Source organism: Neobacillus sp. PS3-34, assembly GCF_030915465.1.
Taxonomy (GTDB): Bacteria; Bacillota; Bacilli; order Bacillales; family Cytobacillaceae; genus Neobacillus_A.
Window position 1 is genome coordinate 1,701,328 of sequence record NZ_CP133267.1, and the last position, 21,490, is coordinate 1,722,817.

At 43.4% G+C, this 21,490-nt stretch carries 12 protein-coding genes, 1 other RNA gene and 5 pseudogenes; 4 read left to right on the forward strand and 14 right to left on the reverse strand.

Features of this window, described 5'->3' with window-relative positions; genetic code table 11:
• Nucleotides 1–127: 127 nt before the first annotated feature.
• Nucleotides 128–1,507, forward strand: coding sequence for a metallophosphoesterase family protein (locus RCG23_RS08745; protein ID WP_308179382.1), 1,380 nt, complete (start codon nucleotides 128–130; stop codon nucleotides 1,505–1,507).
• Between the two features lie 54 nt (nucleotides 1,508–1,561).
• On the opposite strand, the gene yfkAB is transcribed toward RCG23_RS08745, so the two are convergent.
• The 7 genes and pseudogenes from yfkAB to RCG23_RS08780 form a co-directional block, all read right to left on the reverse strand.
• Nucleotides 1,562–2,680 (reverse strand): radical SAM/CxCxxxxC motif protein YfkAB, encoded by a 1,119-nt coding sequence (gene yfkAB, locus RCG23_RS08750; RefSeq protein WP_308179383.1) that lies wholly within the window; start codon nucleotides 2,678–2,680, stop codon nucleotides 1,562–1,564.
• A gap of 70 nt (nucleotides 2,681–2,750) precedes the next feature.
• Nucleotides 2,751–4,870, reverse strand: a pseudogene (gene recQ / locus RCG23_RS08755) (DNA helicase RecQ).
• Nucleotides 4,871–5,039: 169 nt separating this feature from the next.
• Nucleotides 5,040–6,004 (reverse strand): annotated as a pseudogene (locus RCG23_RS08760) (bile acid:sodium symporter family protein).
• Nucleotides 6,005–6,037: 33 nt separating this feature from the next.
• Nucleotides 6,038–6,352 carry a rhodanese-like domain-containing protein gene (locus RCG23_RS08765; RefSeq protein WP_308179384.1) on the reverse strand — a complete coding sequence of 105 codons (315 nt, stop codon included), beginning with the start codon at nucleotides 6,350–6,352 and terminating at the stop codon, nucleotides 6,038–6,040.
• 339 nt (nucleotides 6,353–6,691) lie between these two features.
• Nucleotides 6,692–8,083 (reverse strand): alanine permease AlaP, encoded by a 1,392-nt coding sequence (gene alaP / locus RCG23_RS08770; protein WP_308179385.1) that lies wholly within the window; start codon nucleotides 8,081–8,083, stop codon nucleotides 6,692–6,694.
• 241 nt (nucleotides 8,084–8,324) lie between these two features.
• Nucleotides 8,325–8,888 (reverse strand): GNAT family N-acetyltransferase, encoded by a 564-nt coding sequence (locus RCG23_RS08775; RefSeq protein ID WP_308179386.1) that lies wholly within the window; start codon nucleotides 8,886–8,888, stop codon nucleotides 8,325–8,327.
• 223 nt (nucleotides 8,889–9,111) lie between these two features.
• Nucleotides 9,112–9,795 (reverse strand): hypothetical protein, encoded by a 684-nt coding sequence (locus tag RCG23_RS08780; RefSeq protein WP_308179387.1) that lies wholly within the window; start codon nucleotides 9,793–9,795, stop codon nucleotides 9,112–9,114.
• Between the two features lie 224 nt (nucleotides 9,796–10,019).
• Between RCG23_RS08780 and RCG23_RS08785 the strand changes: the two genes are divergently transcribed.
• Entirely contained in the window at nucleotides 10,020–10,643 is a 624-nt protein-coding gene (locus tag RCG23_RS08785) for an NUDIX hydrolase (protein ID WP_308179388.1), read from the forward strand.
• A 125-nt stretch (nucleotides 10,644–10,768) separates the two neighbouring features.
• Here RCG23_RS08785 and RCG23_RS08790 read toward each other — a convergent pair whose 3' ends face one another.
• Complete coding sequence (locus RCG23_RS08790) at nucleotides 10,769–11,467, reverse strand: CAP domain-containing protein (RefSeq protein WP_308180013.1); 699 nt, start codon at nucleotides 11,465–11,467, stop codon at nucleotides 10,769–10,771.
• A gap of 431 nt (nucleotides 11,468–11,898) precedes the next feature.
• On the opposite strand from RCG23_RS08790, the gene RCG23_RS08795 reads away from it, so the two are divergent.
• The gene (locus RCG23_RS08795; RefSeq protein WP_308179389.1) at nucleotides 11,899–12,537 is read left to right on the forward strand and encodes a polysaccharide deacetylase family protein; all 639 of its coding nucleotides are present in this window, start codon (nucleotides 11,899–11,901) and stop codon (nucleotides 12,535–12,537) included.
• Nucleotides 12,538–12,752: 215 nt separating this feature from the next.
• On the opposite strand, the pseudogene RCG23_RS08800 reads toward RCG23_RS08795, so the two are convergent.
• The 5 genes and pseudogenes from RCG23_RS08800 to RCG23_RS08825 all read right to left on the reverse strand — a co-directional run bounded on the left by RCG23_RS08800 (nucleotide 12,753) and on the right by RCG23_RS08825 (nucleotide 19,502).
• A pseudogene (locus RCG23_RS08800) lies at nucleotides 12,753–14,367 on the reverse strand (long-chain fatty acid--CoA ligase).
• A 21-nt stretch (nucleotides 14,368–14,388) separates the two neighbouring features.
• Nucleotides 14,389–15,515 (reverse strand): annotated as a pseudogene (locus tag RCG23_RS08805) (CaiB/BaiF CoA transferase family protein).
• A 59-nt stretch (nucleotides 15,516–15,574) separates the two neighbouring features.
• Entirely contained in the window at nucleotides 15,575–17,149 is a 1,575-nt protein-coding gene (locus RCG23_RS08815; RefSeq protein WP_308179392.1) for a fatty acid--CoA ligase, read from the reverse strand.
• A gap of 17 nt (nucleotides 17,150–17,166) precedes the next feature.
• Complete coding sequence (locus RCG23_RS08820) at nucleotides 17,167–18,306, reverse strand: thiolase family protein (RefSeq protein ID WP_308179393.1); 1,140 nt, start codon at nucleotides 18,304–18,306, stop codon at nucleotides 17,167–17,169.
• Between the two features lie 51 nt (nucleotides 18,307–18,357).
• A pseudogene (locus RCG23_RS08825) lies at nucleotides 18,358–19,502 on the reverse strand (acyl-CoA dehydrogenase family protein).
• A gap of 537 nt (nucleotides 19,503–20,039) precedes the next feature.
• Between RCG23_RS08825 and ssrS the strand changes: the two are divergent.
• Nucleotides 20,040–20,236: non-coding RNA, 6S RNA (gene ssrS, locus RCG23_RS08830), on the forward strand.
• Between the two features lie 45 nt (nucleotides 20,237–20,281).
• Here the strand turns inward: ssrS and RCG23_RS08835 are convergent.
• On the reverse strand, nucleotides 20,282–21,490 hold the full coding sequence (locus RCG23_RS08835) for an ABC transporter permease (protein ID WP_308179394.1): 1,209 nt from the start codon (nucleotides 21,488–21,490) through the stop codon (nucleotides 20,282–20,284).

A 21,490-nucleotide genomic window follows, 5' to 3' on the forward strand; every position in this document is an offset into this window, starting at 1 on the left:
GGCAGGAAACTGGGAAGTAAAACTGAAACAAACCAATCATTCTTCTCTATCAACTGAATACAATCTTCCAGTAGAAAAGGCTGAAACCAGCGAATCATATTGGAAGAACAGCAATACGATATACAATGTGACCGTGAATATTCCATCAGGCACCCCAGAAAAATTGTACGATTTAGAGGTTGCCTATACAGGAAATGGCCAGAGAATAACTGATAGTCAGCCACATGCCGTTAAAGTAATCGATGAATTCAAAAAGGATTTTACCTTTCTTCACTTAACGGATACCCATGTCGGCTCACCGAGAAATGTCGGAGATCCTGAGAACCCATCGAGTATTGATCCAGCTCTTTCAAAGGAGGCAGGCATCTGGGATCCTGACCCGAACAAACGCTGGCTTTATTTGCAAAAGGCCATTAATGAAGTCAATCTGACCAACCCGGACTTTGTCGTTTTAACTGGAGATTTGATGTTCGGCCAGATGAATCCACAGGAATACATTTATGAATACGAAGAAGCGTATAAAATGCTGCAAAAACTGAATGTTCCGGTATACATTGTGCCTGGAAACCATGATTATTACGCCCAGGATGCTACTCTAGCAGATGGAGCAAAGTACTGGGAAAAATATTTTGGTCCACAATATTTCTCCTTTGATTACGGCCTATACGCACACTTTATTGGCTATAACTCGTTCGATTGGGATAAATTTGACCGCAGTGGACACGGGACCGTCTCCGTTCCGACATGGGGAGGCCAAATAAGGTCACAGCAGTTGGACTGGATAAAGGCAGACCTTGCTGAAAATGCAAAAACAGCCCAGGGCGGCCAGATTAGAGGCTTGTTTTCCCACCATAATCCTCTATGGCAGGATCGGGAAATTTGGCCGCAAACCGATACAGAAGTCCAGGATTATTGGAAACAATATGATGCCCAGCATGATCCGCAGAAGCTTGACACCCTCCTTTTAGGGGAAAAGCTCGGATTAAAATATGATCAGCAATGGCATGGCGAGAATGCTAACGAATTAATTGCTTTGATGAAGCAATATAATGTAACTTTAAGCCTTCATGGGCATACCCATATCGATAACGTCACAGAAAAGGATGGAATTCTGTACACAACCACAACCGCAATAGAATTAACAGGAAAACCGTGGGTTGGCTTCAGGCATTTCACCATGAAAAACGGGCAAGTGACTTCTTATAATTACGAGGATCCGGACCATTCGATTCCTGTCTATGAAAATGGGGATACGAAAAGCGGAGTCATGTCCTTTGAAGCGAATTACGCTTCAGTTAATGATGGCAGCGCCACTTCACAGGAAGCTACGGTAACGAATCGCCTTAATAAAACGATTACGGTGACCGTTCCGTTTTATCTCGCCGCAGGCAGCTATAAAGCTTCTGTTGGATCGATTAAGCAGAACTACAGCGCAGATGGAAAACAGTATATAGAAATTTTGATTACTCTTCCTGCGCAAAGCTCACAAAAAATTAGTATCCAATAAAGCTAAAAAAGGTCTGAATCCCGCTGCTATACAGCATTGGATTCAGACCTTTTTTTATTTTGTTAATTTTGCTTCAAGACTTGTAAAATCAACTTCAGGATAATAGCTGTTTTTAACAAGGATATTAGGTCCCAGACATTTGACTTTAGGGCAATGGCAATTCAATTCCTTGGCTACCGTTGTGTTCTGCCAAGCGTCATATGCATCCTGCAATTTGGTTGTTTGTATATTGCCAAGTGAAGGAGTATCTCCAAAATCGGTAACGATTATGTCGCCGTTAAAAATATTCACGTTCAAACGGGAACGGCCATCAGGATCATTACGCACTGTGACCTTTTTACTCGTATAGAGCCGATTCAACAGCTCCAAATCCTCCTGGCTATTGCTGCACGGGTAAAACGGAAGCGTGCCGAACAGCATCCAAACCTTTTCATCCCGTATATCAAGCAGGTGGTGTATGGCACCCCGTATTTCATCCAATGTCAAGGTTTCAAGGGTGCTGGCAAAATCACTTGGATACATCGGATGGACCTCATGCCGCTGGCACAGCATTTCCTCTGTGATTTGGCGGTGAATTTTTTCAAGGTGCGGAAGAGTCCGTTTATTTAGCATCGTCTCTGCAGATACCATTACTCCTGCTTTTACAAGTGCCTTGCTGTTTTCAATCATTCTCTCAAAATATTTCAGCCTCTGGGTATATGAAGGTTTCGTTTCCATCCGGGCAAACCCTGCTTCGATGAAATCTTCTTCTGTTCCCCAATTGTGGGATATATGCAGAACATCCAGATAGGGGACAATCAACTCATATCGGGATAAATCGATTGTCAGATTAGAATTAATCTGCGTCCTGACACCGCGTTCATGTGCATATTTCAGAATCGGTACCACATAGTTTTTTACTGATGAAGCAGAAAGCATCGGCTCCCCGCCTGTGATGCTTAAAGAACGAAGCGCCGGAATTTCATCCAATCTTTTCAATATAAGTTCAATCGGCAGCGCCTTAGGATCCTTCGCCTGAAGAGTGTATCCGACTGCACAGTGCTCGCATCTCATATTGCAAAGGGTGGTCGTTGTAAATTCAATGTTACTCAACTGAAGCTTTCCGTGCTGCTCAATATCCATATATGCTTCCCACGGATCATATAGCGGTGTGATTTTCTCTAAAGTTGTCATTCTTTTCTCCTTAATTATAAAAATAAGCGCTCATCTGTGGCGGGCAAGGTGCCATGATATCACCCAATAATTATTTAGTTAAATGATATAAATAAGCCTTTATCATAAAATAGGAAACTTCTTCAGGAAGGAGTTCTTTTATCGGTTTCAATTTTTCACGGCCGCTTCTTCTACCGCCTTTTCCAGCAAAGGCAAATACTCTTCTGGAATTAGTACCCTAAAATCCACTTCATGTCCCTGGTCAGCACATTGCAATAGATGGTTTTCAACTGTGCTTTCAGAAAGCTCTCTTGTTTCGGCAATTTCCTGTATGGTTAATCGGTTTTGATGCAATTTAAGTGTTTCAAGATGGGAGTCCCCAACAGCTTTCTTTTGAGCTTTTTTTGGGGGTGATACTGCCTGCAAAACTCGCTGCCTTTCCGGATTTTCCTCACAAAAGACTTGAATGGCTCTTAGGAAAACGTCTCCATATTTCGTAAGTTTATGCTCGCCGACTCCGCTGACAGACAGCAATTCCTCAGCAGATTGAGGCAGCTTTGCACACATATCCTTAAGGGTCGTGTCTGAGAATATCACAAACGGCGGTACATTCTCTGTCTCAGCTAGGCTTTTCCTAACATTCCTCAGTTCCTCAAAAAGAGGATCGTTACTGGAAACCTGCCTAATTTGCATTGCTTCTTTTTTGAATAGACTTTGTTTGCCAATGAGGACTTCTCTTCCCTTTGGCGAGACAAATATGGTCGGATACTGTCCATGTTCAACTCCGATCAGCTCCTGTGAAATCAAAAATTCAATGAAATCGCTAATCTCCTGTGCGCTTTTATCCTTCAGGATTCCATAGGTCGGGAGCCGATTGAAGCCAAACTCTATCACTTTTTTATTCTTAGAACCCGTCAGAACCTGGGCTGTAAACATTTTTCCAAACCGCTGTCCCATACGGATGACACATGACATTACCATTTGCGCTTCCTTCGTTACATCGACAGTACTTCGTGAATCAGTACAGTTTCCACAGCGTCCACACGGCTCTGAATCCGTCTCGCCAAAGTAGCGCAAAATAAACTCCTGCAGACAGCCCTCCGTATGGCAATAATCGGCCATTTGCTGCAGCTTTTCCAGCTCCTGCTGCATCCGTTCCCTATCAGCGGATTGATCAATTAAAAAACGCTGAATCTGCACATCCTGCGGCGAATAAAGGACGGTACAGGCACTGTCCAGGCCATCCCTTCCTGCACGTCCCGCCTCCTGATAATAGCTCTCCATATTTTTGGGAAGCTGAAAATGTACCACATAACGGATATTAGACTTATCTATCCCCATACCGAATGCCGAAGTCGCTACCATGACGGCCGCTTTATCCTCCAGGAACCGCTCCTGTTCGCTGTTTCGTTCCACATCATTCATTCCAGCGTGATAACGTGCGACATTAATATTTTCCTTGCGAAGCTTTTCATAAAGCTGGTCAACCGTTTTTCTTGTCGCCGCGTAGATGATGCCTGCCTCTTTTTCATTTCTTTTAATATATTCTTTTAAAAATAGAAAACGATCCTGTCCTTTTACCACGGAAAACGACAGGTTTTCCCTTTCAAATCCTGTAATGATTGTATGCTGTCCATCGATTTTCAATGTCTCACAAATATCTTCCCTGACCCTCGGTGTAGCCGTTGCCGTCAAAGCAAGGACAACTGGCTTTTGGGGCAGATTGTCCGCCATTCTTTGGATATGACGGTAGCTTGGCCGGAAATCGTGTCCCCATTGGGAAATACAGTGCGCCTCATCAACTGCAACGAGAGGGATCTCCAGGCTTTTTAAGGATTCCATAAAATCTCTGGATTCTAGCCGCTCCGGTGCGATATACAGCAGCTTGTACCTTCCCTGCTGTGCATCCACCATTCGTTGGTTTGTTTCTGAGGCGGTTAGTGAACTGTTTATGTAGGCTGCCGGGATTCCAATTTGTGTGAGGGCATCAACCTGATCCTTCATTAACGAAATAAGCGGAGATATAACAATCGTAGTGCCCGGAAGAACGAGAGCGGGAATTTGATAACAAATAGATTTCCCTCCGCCTGTCGGCATCACACAAATGGTGTTGTTGCCATCGAGTACAGACCGGATTGCCGCTTCCTGCCCATTGCGGAATGCAGGGTATCCATAATACTTTTCTAATAATTGCTGTGCTTGCTGAATCATCATGCACACAACTTCCTTTTATAAAAATTTCATGTCGTTCTATTAATATTTTTTCATGATAATAGAATAAAAGCAACTATCCAGTAGTGCATATATGGATGGGTGTGGGGAAGGCCTAGACGATAAAAAAACCTGATTCCTATTAGGAAACAGGAGCAAATCTATCTATTTATACCGTGAAGCTTTGTTTTTTATTTACCCTATTAAAGTAGCTATCTAAAAAATATCCATTTAACGATGCCAGAACCTGTTGAAAGAGCATCCCCACCACCACCGGGACAGCAACTTGAGCAGGAAAATAGGAAACCGCCAATACAGCGCCTGCGCTTATATTTCTCATTCCACCGGTAAACGTCAATGAAATTACCGTATCTTTATCCCTTTTTAGAAGCTGTCCGATCGTAAATGAAGCAAGATAGCCGGTTAACGCAATTAAAAAGACAACAACCGTAATTAGAGCTAATTTAAAACTAAAATTCCGTAAATACGGGGCAACGACAGCTCCGTTCAGTGCGACTACAAATCCGATTGAAATCTTTGAGAATGGGGCTAAACGCGGGCTTAACGTTTCCTTTACCTTCCCTTTTGTCATCTGATTTAAGAACATACCTAAAAGTGACGGTATCACCACCATTTTTAAAAGACCCATCATAATCCCTACAGTATCCATTTCAACTTTTTGACCAATTAAAAGGGACAATGACCATGGGACAACAAGCGGGGAAAGCAGCGTATCAATTAAAATGATAGCCAAGGTGATTGCGATGTTTCCTTTATAAATCGAAACCCAGAGAAAGCTTGTAATTCCTGTGGGTATCACCATCCCAAGAACAAGCCCTGTAATCGTATAGGCATCTCCGTTAAAAATTAAATGTCCCATTCCCCATGCCAAACGGGCATTCCGATATGAAGGATTGAGAAGGCAATAATTAATGGAAAAGGACGGATGAAGGCTTCCTTCAAAGATGTGAAATTGGAACTTAAGCTTCCCGCAAACGTCATGAACGCAAAAATCCATGGAATGAGAAAGGAAAAATCTTTTAAATAGGTGGCAAAAATAACACCTAGGATAACACCTGTTGGAGTTATAAACGGCATCATTTTCTCCAGTTTTCTATTAATTGTTTGCAGCATTTTCGTTCTCTCCAAGCAGAAATGATATGGCCATTATTTATTTTTGATAAATTCCTTCCAGGCGGTAATGCCTCCTTCAAGGACGATTGCATTCATACTTTGTTCAGAAAGGATTGCGGCGCATTTTCCGGCTGAATTCCCGGTTGTGCAAGCCACTACGATTTCCCTGTCAGCAGGCAGCGAAGCACCCGCATTTTCCCCTTCCAAAATAACGGTTTTTGGAAGATTACGGCTTCCTTCAATATGGTATACGTTAAATTTCTCTTCAGCCCTAACATCCAAGACATATAGCTCTTCTTTTTTCATTCTATTATACAATTCTTCCGGCGTAATTTTTTTCAAGTTCATTTAAAGCACCCCCATTTAAGAATACCATCTTTTTTCCTTACGGAGAAAAAAAAGAACAAAAGGCGCAAGCGCCCTGGTTAGCCCCGACAGGCATAAGACGAATCACGCAGGAAATCCCGATTTCTGGAGTGATTTGGCTTATGACCCCAAGGGGCTGGGCGCTCCTCGAAAAAGCTATCGCTTTTTCTTCGTGCGAATCATATGCTGCCGAAGCTTTCCTTGTGGAGCTAGATTAATACAACTGGTAGAAATTATCCACTTCATTCAATTTTATAATTTCCTAAACGACAAAAAAGCGCCAAAGACCGTTAAGTGTCCTTGGCGCATTCTGAATGAAAGTTAGCTTGCTTTATTGATAAAATTCCTGCTTTTTTTATGCAGTCCCTTTCCATAATAAAAGGCAACTAAAAAGGCGATCCAGAGCGGTCCTACGATGACAGCAATCCTAGTGTCCTCACCATACGCCATCAAGCCTATGACAAGCGCCAGAAAGGCCAATGATACGTAGGATGCCAAAGGGAATAATGGCATTTTATACTTTAATCGTCTCTCGTCATCTCCCTTTAGGCTTCGCCTGTACCGGATTTGAGATAATAAAATGACTCCCCATGTCCAGATTGCCCCGAATGTTGCAATACTCGTTACCCAGGTAAAAACCTTAGCTGGAACAACGTAATTTAGTAAAACGCCCACTAATAATGCTCCCGCAGAAGCAATGACCGCCATACCTGGGACGCCATTTTTTGTAAGCTTGCGGAAGCTTTCCGGTGCTTCTCCATGGTTTGCCAGGTTAAACAACATCCGGCCAGTGCTGAAGATACCGCTGTTGCATGAAGAGAGGGCCGCTGTCAGAACAACAAAGTTAATGATTCCCGCAGCTGCTGGTATTCCGACTTGCTTGAAGGTTAGTACAAACGGGCTTCCTTTTGTACCAATTTCATTCCATGGATAAATGGACATAACCACAAACAATGCACCAACATAAAAAATCAGAATCCGCCAGAAAACAGAATCGATAGCCTTCGAAAGAGTTTTTTCCGGATTTTTAACCTCACCAGCTGTGACACCGATCATTTCGATACCTAGGTAAGCGAACATGACCATCTGCAATGACATTAAAACACCTTTAATGCCATGCGGGAAAAAGCCGCCGTGATCCCAAAGATTCTTTATGCCTGTGGCAATCCCGCCATTCCCGATTCCAAATGCAATCATTCCAATTCCAACAATTATCATTAATACAATCGTTACAATTTTAATAAGAGCAAACCAAAACTCCAGCTCGCCATATGCCTTAACAGCCATGAAATTAACAGTCGTCATAATGATAAGTGCTGCCAATGCCCAAATCCAGCGTGGAACGCCCGGGATCCAGTATTCCATATAAATGCCTACAGCTGTAATTTCAGCCATGCATGTTACAACCCATAAAAACCAGTAATTCCAGCCAGTTATGTAACCTGGAAGTGGCCCCAAATAATCTCGTGCATATTTACTGAACGAGCCTGCGACAGGATTTTGGATCGCCATCTCGCCAAGTGCTCTCATGATAAAAAACATAATCAATCCGGCAAATGCATAGCCTAGCAAAATACCAGGCCCAGCTAATTTAATTGCCGATGCCGAACCAAGAAACAGCCCTACCCCTATGGCTGCTCCTAATGACATGAGCGTAATATGCCGTTCTTCCAGCCCGCGGTGAAGTTCTCTGTGCTGCGTCGATTTTTTCATCCCTTTTCTCCCCCTAGTTGGTTTTAAGAATTTTCAGCCCAAGTCCCTTACGTCTACTAAACTAACATTCTCCTCTTTTTTTGTAAAATGAAAATCATAATAATATTTCGATTATTACATCGATTTTATTACCCGTAAAATATGCTTTTAATCCTTTTTTACTAATTTATTATTTTAGTGTAAGCAGAAATAACTAGTAGAAAAAGAACAGCACGTTATTATCGTGCTGCCCGAAACTTTTTTATAATTTTTTAGTAAACCATTCATTTTTCAGCAGTGAAAAACAGCGCTGGTCCCAATACTCGCCATTGAAGAAGGCATAACCTCTTAATACGCCGTCCTCATTAAAGCCCATTTTTTTCAAAATACTCATTGAAGGGGTGGCATCCAAATTGGTAAATGCCTCAATACGGTGCAAGCCCATTGTATTAAAACCAAAGTCAATCATCTCATGCATTGCTTCTACCATATAACCCTGACGCCAATAATCTACTCCCAGGTCATATGCAATTTCCCCTCGTGAACCTCTCATCGTTTCCCAGCCATTATATCCACAGGTACCAATGAGGACATTATCTTCTTTACGAATAATCCCCCAGCGGAAGGCTATATTCTCTTCATATAGATTATTCATGAAGGTAATTAGGTTTTCTGCCTGCTCGATACTGGTAAAAGGCGATTCACCCATATCCTTCGTGACCAAGGGATTCGAAAGATTTTGGAATACTGACGACGCATCATCCAAATTCATTTTTCTTAAAATAAGACGATTTGTTTCCAGCATAGGAAAATTTTCAAATTTCATATGTATTTAGTCCCCTTCTAGATTAAATGTATAAATATTATAACTGGGACAGAGGAATAAATATCTATTTTCCCTTCAAATTTCTATCTTTTCTTGTAACAAATATGCGGCTTGTTTATGTAAATAGAAGGTAGAACGGGATATCAATAAAAAATAGCACGGGCTCCCCGTCGAGTACCTGTGCCATTTTTCATATCGTATTTGTCCTTATTCAGCTTCGCTATTACTTTTGTCCTTTTCGATATCCTGTACCTGTTGAGCCGGGTTTTTGGGTTGATGGATAATAACCTGATTTAGGATAGGTGCCCATTTTAGTTTTCCCCGTCATTGGATAACCCATTTGCTGACCGCCCATTCCTGGCATTTGTCCGCCTCCCATTCCCGGATAGCCCATTTGCATGCCACCCATTCCTGGCATTTGTCCGCCTCCCATTCCTGGATAGCCCATTTGCATGCCACCCATTCCTGGCATTTGTCCGCCTCCCATTCCTGGATAGCCCATTTGCATGCCACCCATTCCTGGCATTTGTCCGCCTCCCATTCCCGGATAGCCCATTTGCATGCCACCCATTCCTGGCATTTGTCCGCCTCCCATTCCTGGATAGCCCATTTGCATGCCACCCATTCCTGGCATTTGTCCGCCTCCCATTCCTGGATAGCCCATTTGCATGCCACCCATTCCTGGCATTTGTCCGCCTCCCATTCCTGGATAGCCCATTTGCATGCCACCCATTCCTGGCATTTGTCCGCCTCCCATTCCTGGATAGCCCATTTGCATGCCACCCATTCCTGGCATTTGTCCGCCTCCCATTCCTGGATAGCCCATTTGCATGCCACCCATTCCTGGCATTTGTCCGCCTCCCATTCCTGGGAAGCCTCCCATGCCGTATTGCCTATTTTCTGCCATTCATTTCTCCTCCTGAGTAAAAAAGATTCACCCATAGTATATGTGTGTGTAATGGAAAGGCCTGGTTGTCTACCTATAAAAGATAAGAAAAGGGCCCGTCCATTGGGTATTTTCCAGTGCCTAATATTTAAAAATGTATTATCAGCTTTAAAAATCCAGAAAATGAGTCGATTAATTGATTGAATATGGTTAAAATCAATACAAAAGCTTTAAAGGGGTAAAATATGGAAAGCGAAATAATTAAAACATTTGATGAACACGGAAATTACACGGGAACGGCAAACCGAGAAGAAGTACATAAAAACGGCTTTTGGCACGAAACATTCCACTGCTGGTTTTTAAGCCGTGAAAGAGGAAAAAACTTTCTCTTCTTTCAGATTCGCAGTAAGGATAAGAAGGATTATCCGGATTTATTAGACATTACTGCTGCTGGCCATTTATTGGCGCATGAAACAGTTGAAGATGGTATTCGGGAGATTGAGGAAGAACTGGGTGTAACAATGTCGTTCGTTGAGCTGGCTTCTTTAGGAATAATTAGAAACTCCATTATTACTGAAACTATGTCTGACAATGAATTAAGCCACGTTTTTGTCTTAGTATTCGAGGATAGCCTGACGAAATTTAATCTACAAAAAGAAGAAGTTGCAGGAATCGTCAGGGTTGATCTGGATGACTTTGAATATTTATGGTTTGGCGATGCCGAAGAGATACATGCTGAAGGCTTCGTCGTAGATCATTACGGAAAGAAGGTTACAACGGCCAAGCTTGTGAGGAAAAGCGATTTCGTAAAGCATGTGGATTCTTATTTTCAACATGTTATAGAACGAATTAGGGAAATTCTAAAGTAAAAGCCTTTCGTATGTGATTATTAACCCAGAGCTATTTTTCGAAAAAAAACTCCGGAATCGCGATAGCACGACGATTTTCAAAGGGGGTGTCTCAAATCATGAGACACCCCTTTTTAAAAACTGCTTTATTTTCCAATAAACATTTGTGACCAGTAATAACCATTCTTATCGAATCCTACTCCAATATGGGTAAAATTCGGGCTAAGGATATTTTTGCGGTGCCCTTCACTGTTCATCCAGGCTGTTACAACCTCTTGTGGTGTTCGCTGGCCCATGGCAATATTTTCGCCTGCGGCATTGTAGCTAACGCCAAAGTCCCTCATCATATCAAACGGAGATCCATAAGTTGGGCTCGTATGTGAAAAATAATGATTTTGTTCCATGTCGACCGATTTCTTTTGGGCGACACCGCTTAATTTTACATCTGCTTTTAGCGCTGGAAGTCCATTCTTCTTGCGTTGAACGTTTGTTAGGTCAATAACCTGCTGGGCAAAACTGCTGATGCCCTGTGTTGTAGTGCTTTTATTTGGTGCAGGTGCTGGTGTCTTCGGTGCCGGAGCCGGTGCAGCAGGTCCCTGCGGTTGAGATGGTGGTTTTACAGTTGGCATTTGCTGTTGCGTCGGTGCTTGTCCAAATTGCTGGCCTGGTGTAGGTCCTGTCTGCCATCTTGGGATTTGAGCAGTAAACCCTTGATTAGGAGCTATTCCCTGTGGCGGAATTACACCTGCAAAGCCCTCACCCATTGGGATAAACTGATATTTTGACATTTGAACTAATATAGCTCTTGTATGCGGATAAGCATCGCTGTCCATGGTAGTATTCATGCTTGAGATATTTAAATCTCCCCTGTCCAGCTTGCCGTTCCCATTACCAAGGTGCGGTCTTCGCACGTGGTCGTTATAGTTTTCCGTTAACGGCCCGTTATGGTCAATGCGGTCATTATAATCATAACGAACATTACGCGGGTCTAAGCGATTATCATTATAACGGACATGTAGAGGTCCATTATCGCCCCTGTTGTTCATATTATCATTGGCATTATTGGCACATGCCGCAAGGCCTATCACCAATACAGGAGCAATCAGCATTCCAAGACGTTTTTTTATCAATGTGCATTCCTCCTTTTGACCATGATGGTGTTACCTTCTTATTGTTGATGATTTGCCTAAAAATATAGTTGGTAATAATCGTGATAAATGGAATAGTAGTTGGCTCATTTGCGGAACAATAAAGAAAAACACGCTAAAGGTGCAGGATGAAAAAAATTATTTTTCTTATCATCTTTTTAATGCTCCCCTCGCAGGCTATTGCTACTCAAGTGGTGCCAATTCTGGTATATCATTCAATTGAAGAGTTTAATGGACATGGTTCGAAGGAATTGTTTGTTACCCCGCAGAATTTTGAAAGGCAGATGCGTTTTCTTAAAGAACATGGCTATACTTTATTGACGTTTGATCGCTTCCGGGAACATGATAAAGTTCCAAAACCCATTTTCATTACCTTTGATGATGGGTACAAAAATAATTTGAATGTGTTCTCAATTTTTAAAAAGCTGGACAGCAAAAATTTTCAGCCAGCAGCCACTATCTTTGTTATTTCGGACTTTATCGGCAGGGAAAACAGACTTTCTAAATCGGAGTTAAAAGAGATGGCTAAATCAGGATTTTTCTCCATACAGTCACATACGGCTACCCATCCGAAACTAACCAAAGCAGCCGGTCTGGAATATGAATTAAAAAACTCCAAGAACAAAATAGCGGAAATTACAGGCAAGCCAGTGATTGCCTTGGCCTATCCATACGGGAATTTTAATGACCGTGTTGTAGAGGAAACAAAAAAGTTTTACCTATACGGTCTTACAACCACGCCCAGCCTATATAAAAACAGGGCTTAAAAATGAGCAATTTCTGCTCCCGAGAACCTATATTAAATATTCAACAACCTTAGAGGATTTTGCGAAGATAGTAAAATAAAGAAAACTCGGCGATTGCCGAGCCTTAAATGCTGCCGAAGCGTTTCTTTTCCTGTTCGTCGTGCGTTCAGAATTTATGGATATAAATTGTGATAAGCTAAGAAAAAGCAGCCCAGATCAGGCTGCTTCTCCCTACTTTAATTTTGAACAAGATGATCCTTAAGCTTCTCCCTTAACGCACGTTTTAAAAATTTCCCTACAGACGTTTTTGGTATTTCATCCATGAACACAATATCATCAGGAAGCCACCATTTTGCAAATTGCGGTGCAAGAAAATCCATCAGCTCCTGCATTTCCACTTTATCCTTAAACGCCTCTTTCAGGACGACGCAGGCAATCGGCCTTTCCTGCCATTCCGCATGTGGAACTGCCACGACACTTGCTTCAAAGACGGCTTCGTGGGCCATCAACGCATTTTCTAAATCTACGGAGGAAATCCATTCACCTCCGCTTTTGATTAAATCCTTCGTCCTGTCCACCAGCTTGATGACACCCTCTTCATCTACAGTTGCTACGTCACCCGTATATAACCAGCCATCACGAAAGGCGTCATTCGAACGTTCATCTTTATAATATTCATCCGCAATCCAAGGACCCCTTAGCAGCAGCTCACCCATTTCGCTTCCATCCCAGGCGACTTCACCATTGCCGCCAATCACTTTCATTTCCAAGCCCGGAACGAGAAGCCCCTGTTTTGAACGGATATCGAGCATATCCTCTACATCAAGTTCGGTTTGATAGCTTTTTAGCCTTGAAACGGTTGCAAGCGGTGTCGTTTCTGTCATTCCATAAGCATGGAGAAAAGGCACGCCATACTTTGTTTCAAATGCCATAATCATGCCACGCGGCGCAGCCGAGCCGCCGCATAATACGCCCTTAGCGAAGAAGTATCATAGCTGCCCTTTTCCATTTCATTTAATAAGCCGAGCCAAATGGTTGGCACACCAGCAGTTAATGTGACTTTTTCCGTTTCGATTAACTCAGCTAAAAGCTTCGGATTGAATTGCGGACCAGGCAAAACCTGAGTAGATCCGAACCAGGTCGCAGCAAATGGCATTCCCCAAGCATTGGCGTGGAACATCGGGACGACTGGCATGCAAACGTCATATTCCGATATTGCCGCCGTATCCACCAAACCGAGAGCAAAGCTGTGGAGAACGATGCCTCGGTGGGAATACACAACACCCTTTGGATTTCCAGTTGTAGCGGATGTGTAGCACATTCCAGCCGGCGCATTTTCGTCAATATCCTTCACAAAGGCATAATCTGGGTTTCCTTCCTCCAAAAGCTTTTCATATGAATATACCGGTTCAAGGCTTGTCACTGGAAGTTCCTGTTTATCGGTCATAATGACATATGCTTCGACAGTTTTCAATTGATCTTTGACCCTCTCCACAAGCGGAAGCAGGTCTTCATCAATAAACAATACTTTGTCTTCTGCATGATTCATGACATATACGACATGCTCGGGAGCCAGGCGGATATTAACCGTATGCAACACGGCTCCCATTCCCGGGGCGGCGAAATAGATCTCCAAGTGGCGATGATGATTCCATGCAAAGGTTCCTACCCGGTCGCCCTTTTCAATGCCCAGTTTTTCAAGCGCACTGGCCAGCCTTCTCGTCCGGCTTCCTATTTCTTTATAGGTGAACCGATGAATTCCGGAAGCTGTCCTCGAAACAACCTGTTTTTTCGGGAAAAATTTTTGGCCTTTTCTAATAGTGAACCAACCGTAAGCGGCACATTCATCATTTGAAATTTCACCTCTCCAAATTAGATAATCCCTATTTCTTTCCACTCCCTGACTTTATCTTCGGAAACCTTCAGCAGCTCTTTTAAAATTGTTTCCGAATGTTCGCCTTTTTTAGGAGGGGGCGTGGAGCTTAGACCTTCCATATCGCTATGCAATTTTAACTGACAGTCTGAGAAGACAATCTTTTTTTCTATAAAGTAAGGGAAGGATTGAAGTTCTCCTGCCTTCAGCACTGGTGCGAGACAGCAATCCACATCCTGGCCGAATCCAATCCATTCCTCAAATGTTCGGCTTTTAAAAAGCACTTTCATTTCGATAAATACTGGATTGCGATCATTAGTGGTTGAAAAATGGGCATCAAACCAGTCTTCACGCTGTACAGCCCGGCAAAAGTTTTGCCAAAACTTCGGTTCAAGCGCAGCGAGGCTGACATATCTCCCGTCCTTCGTTTCATAAATGGCATAGGAGATGACGCTTCCGCTTAAGGAGGAAATCCCGTCGTGTTCTCCAGTTTCTTTTTCAATCAGTACATGATTTCCCATTAAGGACGCCATTACATCAGCAATGGCAATCGAATGATAGCTGCCCATGCCAGTCAATGCTCTTGAAACAAGGCCAGCCAGTATCCTTTCATTTGCCGCTAGGCCACCGGCAAAGTCTGCGAGAGTAATCGTCGGATGAACCGGTTTGCCGTCTTCCCCCTTCAGCTGGGCCAGAACTCCGCTAATAGCCAGATAATTCAGATCATGGCTGCCAAGACTGCTAAACATCCCCTTCTGACCATATCCTGAAATGGAACAATAAATAATGTCAGGTTTAATTTCACGAACTGCATCGTAACCAAGCCCCAGTTTATCCATCACCCAGGCCAGGAAGCTTTCGAGCACAACATCCGCACCAGCTATCAGCTGAAGGGCAATTTCCCGGCCTGTTCTTCCTTCAAATTAAGGGTGATGCTCTTTTTGTTCCGGTTATGGGCCAGAAAAACGAGCCCGGTTCCTTCCTTTTCAGGCTCGGTATTCCTGGCTGGATCTCCACCCAATGGTTCGACCTTTATTACCTCTGCGCCCATTTCAGCTAAGCGCAGCGTCGCGAACGGACCCGGCAGATAATGGCTAAAATCGATGACTCTAAGACCTTTTAACATGGAAGGAATCCTTTCTATATTAAGAGTGGGTGAAGCGAGCTCCACAAATTGGACCTTTCTTATTGCCCTGCCGCACCATTGGCGAAAAGGTCCTCAAGCTGCTTTCTCAGTATGAATTTCTGAATCTTGCCGCTCGCATTTCTCGGCAACGCCTCACAGAAAACATATTTCCTTGGCCGCTTATAATTGGCGAGCTCATCGCTGTTCTTGCACCACTCATCAAGTTCCTCTTCCGTGACCGAAGAATCCTTTTTTACGACAAAGGCAGTCACCGACTCGCCCCAGCGGTCATCCGGCTGGCCGATAATCGCTGCATCAAGAACACCTTGATGGGCATGAAGCACATCCTCTATCTCACGCGGATAAATGTTCTCGCCGCCACTGATAATCATGTAATCAACGCGGTCCTTGACCCACAAATAGCCTTCTTCATCAAGGTAGCCAATATCACCTGAATGGTACCAGCCCTTGTACATTGCTTTTTCCGTCGCTTCGTCCCGCTGGAAATAACCGGCCATCATGCACGGTCCCTTGACGATGATTTCGCCTGTTTCTCCGGCAAGGACGACATCGTCCGGTTCAGACGGACCGTCTTCGTTTGGACGGACAATCCGGATTTCATGATTCAGACATGCCTGACCGGCAGACCCGGCTTTTGTCAGCTGGTCTTTTTCAGATAAAAACGTAATCGCCGGGCCCATTTCGGTCATGCCATAGACCTGGACAAGAGAGATTCCAAGCTGGTCATGGCAGGCATGGACAAGAGACGGAGCCATCGGAGCGGCTCCATATAACCCTAGCTTCAGGCTCTCAAGATTAAACTGCTGGATGTCCTCCTGCAGGAGCATATTCCACATCGTCGGTGCGGCAAAAAATTTAGTGATTTTCTCCTCTTGAATGAGCCCGAGTACTTTTTTCGGATGAAATTGATGCAGAATGACATTCGTTGCGCCGACATGCACGCGGGGAAGAAAAGCGCAGTGCAGCTCTGCGCAATGGAACATCGGAGCGGTCACTAATCCTGTATCATCCGCCTCCAGCTTCGTAGCCCCAATTACAACGAGGCTTTGTTCGACCATATCGCGATGAGAATGGAGGACTCCTTTAGGCCTCCCGGTTGTACCGCTTGTATACATAATCGCATATAGGTCCGTCTCATCGATGGCAGACTCCACTTCATGTGCCTGTGCAGAATCCATTTTGTCCTGATAGCTTGCCGCATAGGCTGGTGTATCATCATCAATAAACCAGAAGGAAACATGGGAAAAACGATTTTCTATCGCCGACACAACCGGCTCCAGCGCTTTTTCAAAAAGAACCACCTTCGGACTTGCGTCGGTTAAAATATAAGCCACTTCCTCAGCCATGAGACGGAAATTAATCGGATTAAAAACGGCTCCGATTTTCGCACAGGCAAAAAAGGCTGTTGCCAGCTCCTCGGTATTAAATAAAAAGGTCGAGACGCGATCTCCTTTTTTGACGCCATCTTTCAATAATGAATGGGCTAAAAGGTTTACCCGATCACTCCAGTCCCTGTAAGACAAGCGAAGATTTTTCCTGACGTCATAGATGGCTTTCTTGTTGGGAAACTTCTGTACCGTTAAGTCGAAAATTTTTCCAATCGTTGTGCCCATCCTGTTTCCTCCTCCTATTAATTCAAACGTTCAATTATGGTTGCGTTCGCCATGCCATGCCCTTCACACATTGTCTGCAGTCCGTAACGGCCTCCTGTCCGTTCCAGTTCATGCATCATTGTTACCATTAGGCGGGCGCCGCTCCCTCCAAGCGGATGTCCAAGGGCAATTGCACCTCCATTTGGATTGAGCTTTTTCGGATCTGCCCCTGTTTCCTTCAGCCAAGCCATCGGGACAGGGGCGAACGCTTCATTCACCTCAAACACATCGATATCGTCGACTGAAAGCCCGGCTTTTTTCAACGCTTTTTCAGTAGCCGGAATCGGACCGGTCAGCATGAGTGTTGGATCTGATCCGACAACGACACGGGTATGGACAAGGAAACGCGGCTTTAGGCCGAGCTCTTCTGCCTTTGATCTGCTCATCAGCAGCAACATTGCTGCCCCGTCACTGATTTGGCTGGAATTGCCCGCGTGGATAACCCCGTTTTCCGTAAAAGCAGGCTTTAAACCGGCCAACGCCTCAAGCGAGGTTCCTTTCCGAGGACCGGAATCTTCTGTCACGGTTGTGCCGTCCTCAAGCTTCACAGGAAAAATTTCTTTTAAAAAATGTCCTTCCTCCTGTGCCAAGAGTGCCTTTTCATGGCTTTCAAGTGAAAACTGATCTAATTCCTTCCGGGTGAAACCGTATTTTTCAGCAATTCGCTCTGCGGACAAGCCCTGGTGGATTACTTCATAACGCTTTTTCAGCTCATCACTAACCCCTGCCCCCTGATAATTGGAACCCATCGGAACGCGTGACATGCTCTCAACCCCTCCGGCAATCACGACATCCATATCTCCGGCTAAAATAGCCTGGGCAGCAAAATGGACAGCCTGCTGGCTCGATCCGCATTGGCGGTCAATCGTCGTTCCCGGAACTTCAATCGGAAATCCGGCAATCAATGCTGCCACTCTGGCTATATCCCCCGCCTGCTCTCCAGCTTGTGTGACGCATCCTAAAATAACATCCTCAACCAGCGAAGGAGCAACACCTGCACGCTTCACTAATTCCTTTAAGGCAAGAGCCGCCAAATCATCGGGGCGGATATCCCTTAACGCACCATTCCTCCTGCCGACCGGTGTCCGAACTCCTTCAACAATCACAACTTCACGCATATTATCTTCCTTTCTATATTAAGAGTGCCTTCTGTGATTACTGACCTCAGCCTATAATCCCAAATTCTTTGCAATAATCGTTTTCATAATTTCATTCGTTCCGGCATAAATGCTTGCAACCGGAATGTCACGGTACCTTCTAGCAATCTCGTATTCTTCCATATAACCGTAGCCGCCATGCAGCTGCATGCATTCCGAAGCTATTCTCTTTGCCATATCCGTGAGCTTCCACTTCGCCATTGAAACCTTTGTGACTACATTCTCACCATTTATATGATCGACAATTAATCCATCCAGGAAGGCTCTTCCCATTTCTATCTCGGTTGCCATTTCCGCCATCTTAAATTGCGTGTTTTGGAACTGGCTGATTGCCTTACCGAACGCTTGCCGACTCTTCACATATTCGAGCGTCAACCTAAACATTTCTTCAGCAGCGATTTGCGCTGCAATCGCCACGACAAGGCGTTCCTGCTGAAGCTTTTCCATTAAATACATAAAACCTTTTCCCTCTTCACCGAGAAGATTTTCTTTCGGAACTATGCAGTCCTCAAAAATTAGTTCTGCTGTATCCTGGCAATGAAGGCCGACCTTATTCAACTTCCGCCCTCTGGAAAAGCCGGGAGAATCTCTTTCTACCAATAGGAGGCTGACGCCCTTATGTTTTGGCACCACCTTCAGATCTGTCTTGCAGGCGACGATGATTAAGTCTGAATGGATTCCATTAGTGATGAACGTCTTTTGTCCGTTTAAAACATAATGGCTTCCCTCAAGCCTTGCAGTGGTTGAAATGTTGGCAAGATCAGAACCTGTTCCAGGCTCCGTCATCGCAATCGCCGTAATCATTTCTCCCGTCACACACTGCGGCAGCCAGCGTTTCTTTTGTTCTTCCGTTCCGTAAGCTGTAATATAAGGAACTACAATATCATTATGAAGGCCGATACCAACAATGCGGAGCCCACCCTCTCCAATTCTTCATTAATGATGACAGAAAAACCCCAATCAACCCCGCTTCCGCCATATTTTTCATCCAAATCCGGGCATAGGAACCCCTGCTCACCCATCTTTGTCCAGAAGGACCGCGGAATGATCCTATCTTCCTCCCATTTTTCATAGTTTGGGTATGCTTCTTTTTCAAGGAATTTTCTCAATGACTTCCGAAACATCACATGCTCTTCTTTTAAGTATAGATGGCCCATTCACAATCCTCCTTTTGTAATCGCTTACGTTTTAATGTAAATCACCTTGTACCTTCCATAATAACAGGTTTATTTCTGATTTACGCAATAATAGTTACAATATTCCAAAAATTTATTTAACAGTATAAAAAACAAAAAAGTGTCCGATTGAGGACACTTTATACAAAACTAATATCACATATTATTTAAAGAGGCATAAAAATCCCCTTAATTTATAAGTTAATTACCTTCCCTAACAGTTTAATATCATTATATATTTCTTGCTTGATAGTTGTATCGGTACAATTATGATAATCAATCATCAAGCGGCCAAGTTCCCGTATAAACATAAGATGTTCAAAGTTGTCTGCCATTTATGCACCTCTAATCCACAAAAATCTATATAATCTTTATTCCCTTTTTTTCAAAAATAAATCATAAATTTCATTCCAATTATTGCCTTTGATTATATTCCATACTAATTTGATTTTACTTTGTAAATATGGGAGATGAAACATCTGCCATTGAATTCATCAAAGGAATGATGTATTATTCTTATATAAGCTGCGTTGTTCGTAATGATAATTAAGTTTTAACCTTTAAGCTGTAATAGGGAGTTTTACATTGAAACCCGCATGACAAGCCTCCGTCTATATGACAAGGAGGACAGGCAGGAAGGTTTCTGCGAACACCCACTTTGAGGAGTGGTGGTTTAAAACTTTCTTATACTTGACTACGGCAAAGGCGGCTTCCTAATTAAACATCAAACCAGTTCCTTATCGGAACTGGTTTTTATTTTATCATCCGCTTTTCGCAAGCTTTACTACATCTTTAATCGTGGTTTTGCTGGTATATCTCATGACACCATTCAAGTAAATGCGGTTTGCAAAAATGCCAATTACGAGAATCGCGGTCACTAATATGAGCAGAGACAGAACGATCTCCAGCACCGAAGCCTCGCCTAATACAATCCTTGAAAACGTAACGATCGGCGAGAAAAATGGAAAATAGGATCCTACGACTACCATTGTGTCATTGGGATTGAACATCGATTTCATTCCGAGGAAAAATCCGCCCATCAGCAGGAGTGATACAGGAAAAACAACTGATGATATATCCTCTAGCCTGTTTATTACTGATGCAACTGCAGCATATAACAAGGCGTATAATATGAATCCTAATGAAAAGTATAACGCTAGAAATAAAAACACCTTTATGTTTAGCACCGATAAATCAAGAGGCATTGAGAACAAAGTCAGTTCATCTGTTGTCCATCCAATCGCTTTTGATAGCCCATATCCTGCTGCCACAGCTAAAATTTGTGATAAACCAATAATCATGGAAGAAATGATTTTGGCGTACATCATCACAATCGGCTTAACCTTTGTAATCATAATTTCCATGACTCTTGATGTTTTCTCTCCTGAAACGCTCATGGATACCATCTGTCCAAACATCATAATGAATAAATACATAAGAAAGATAAAAAAGTATACAAGGCCTGTCGAATCACTCTTTTTCAATGGCTTCTCTTTGATTGGAACCTCTGTCAAAAGCGCTTGTGCCGTTTCTGGCTGGACCTGTTTATCCACCATGACCTTATTAAGGTATTGTGGCTGAATCTCGGCCTTGACTAAATTTACAAGTTCAAAGCTGGGTACCCGTTCGTGAAAATATTCAACCGAAGGATGTTCGGCGTCACCAGAAACAACAAGCAGCGCATCGGTATCTCCGTCTTTTACTTTTCCCTTAAGCTTTTTCAAGTCTGCTTCAGCGGCTTCTTTAAATTTGCCGAATTGGCCGACCTTATTTAAGTGTTCAACATCCAATTTATATTTTGGGGAAGAATTTACAACTGAAACCGCCATTTTTTCATCCTGCCCAAAGTAATGGGTAAAGCCGAAAAAGCCCAAAATGGCTGCAAACAGGATGACAATCGTAATCTTAAAGCTTTTGGCAGATAACCCTTCTTTCAGGTGAAACATCAATACAGTAAGGAATTTGTTCAT

What these genes read in the sequence shown, in the direction of transcription:
- yfkAB (WP_308179383.1), bottom strand. Translation starts at nt 2,680, where the DNA reads ATGACAACTTTAGAGAAAATCACACCGCTATATGATCCGTGGGAAGCA.
- RCG23_RS08765 (WP_308179384.1), bottom strand. Translation starts at nt 6,352, where the DNA reads ATGAACTTGAAAAAAATTACGCCGGAAGAATTGTATAATAGAATGAAA.
- alaP (WP_308179385.1), bottom strand. Translation starts at nt 8,083, where the DNA reads ATGAAAAAATCGACGCAGCACAGAGAACTTCACCGCGGGCTGGAAGAA.
- RCG23_RS08775 (WP_308179386.1), bottom strand. Translation starts at nt 8,888, where the DNA reads ATGAAATTTGAAAATTTTCCTATGCTGGAAACAAATCGTCTTATTTTA.
- RCG23_RS08780 (WP_308179387.1), bottom strand. Translation starts at nt 9,795, where the DNA reads ATGGCAGAAAATAGGCAATACGGCATGGGAGGCTTCCCAGGAATGGGA.
- RCG23_RS08785 (WP_308179388.1), top strand. Translation starts at nt 10,020, where the DNA reads ATGGAAAGCGAAATAATTAAAACATTTGATGAACACGGAAATTACACG.
- RCG23_RS08790 (WP_308180013.1), bottom strand. Translation starts at nt 11,467, where the DNA reads ATGAATACTACCATGGACAGCGATGCTTATCCGCATACAAGAGCTATA.
- RCG23_RS08795 (WP_308179389.1), top strand. Translation starts at nt 11,899, where the DNA reads ATGAAAAAAATTATTTTTCTTATCATCTTTTTAATGCTCCCCTCGCAG.
- RCG23_RS08815 (WP_308179392.1), bottom strand. Translation starts at nt 17,149, where the DNA reads ATGGGCACAACGATTGGAAAAATTTTCGACTTAACGGTACAGAAGTTT.
- RCG23_RS08820 (WP_308179393.1), bottom strand. Translation starts at nt 18,306, where the DNA reads ATGCGTGAAGTTGTGATTGTTGAAGGAGTTCGGACACCGGTCGGCAGG.
- RCG23_RS08835 (WP_308179394.1), bottom strand. Translation starts at nt 21,490, where the DNA reads ATGAACAAATTCCTTACTGTATTGATGTTTCACCTGAAAGAAGGGTTA.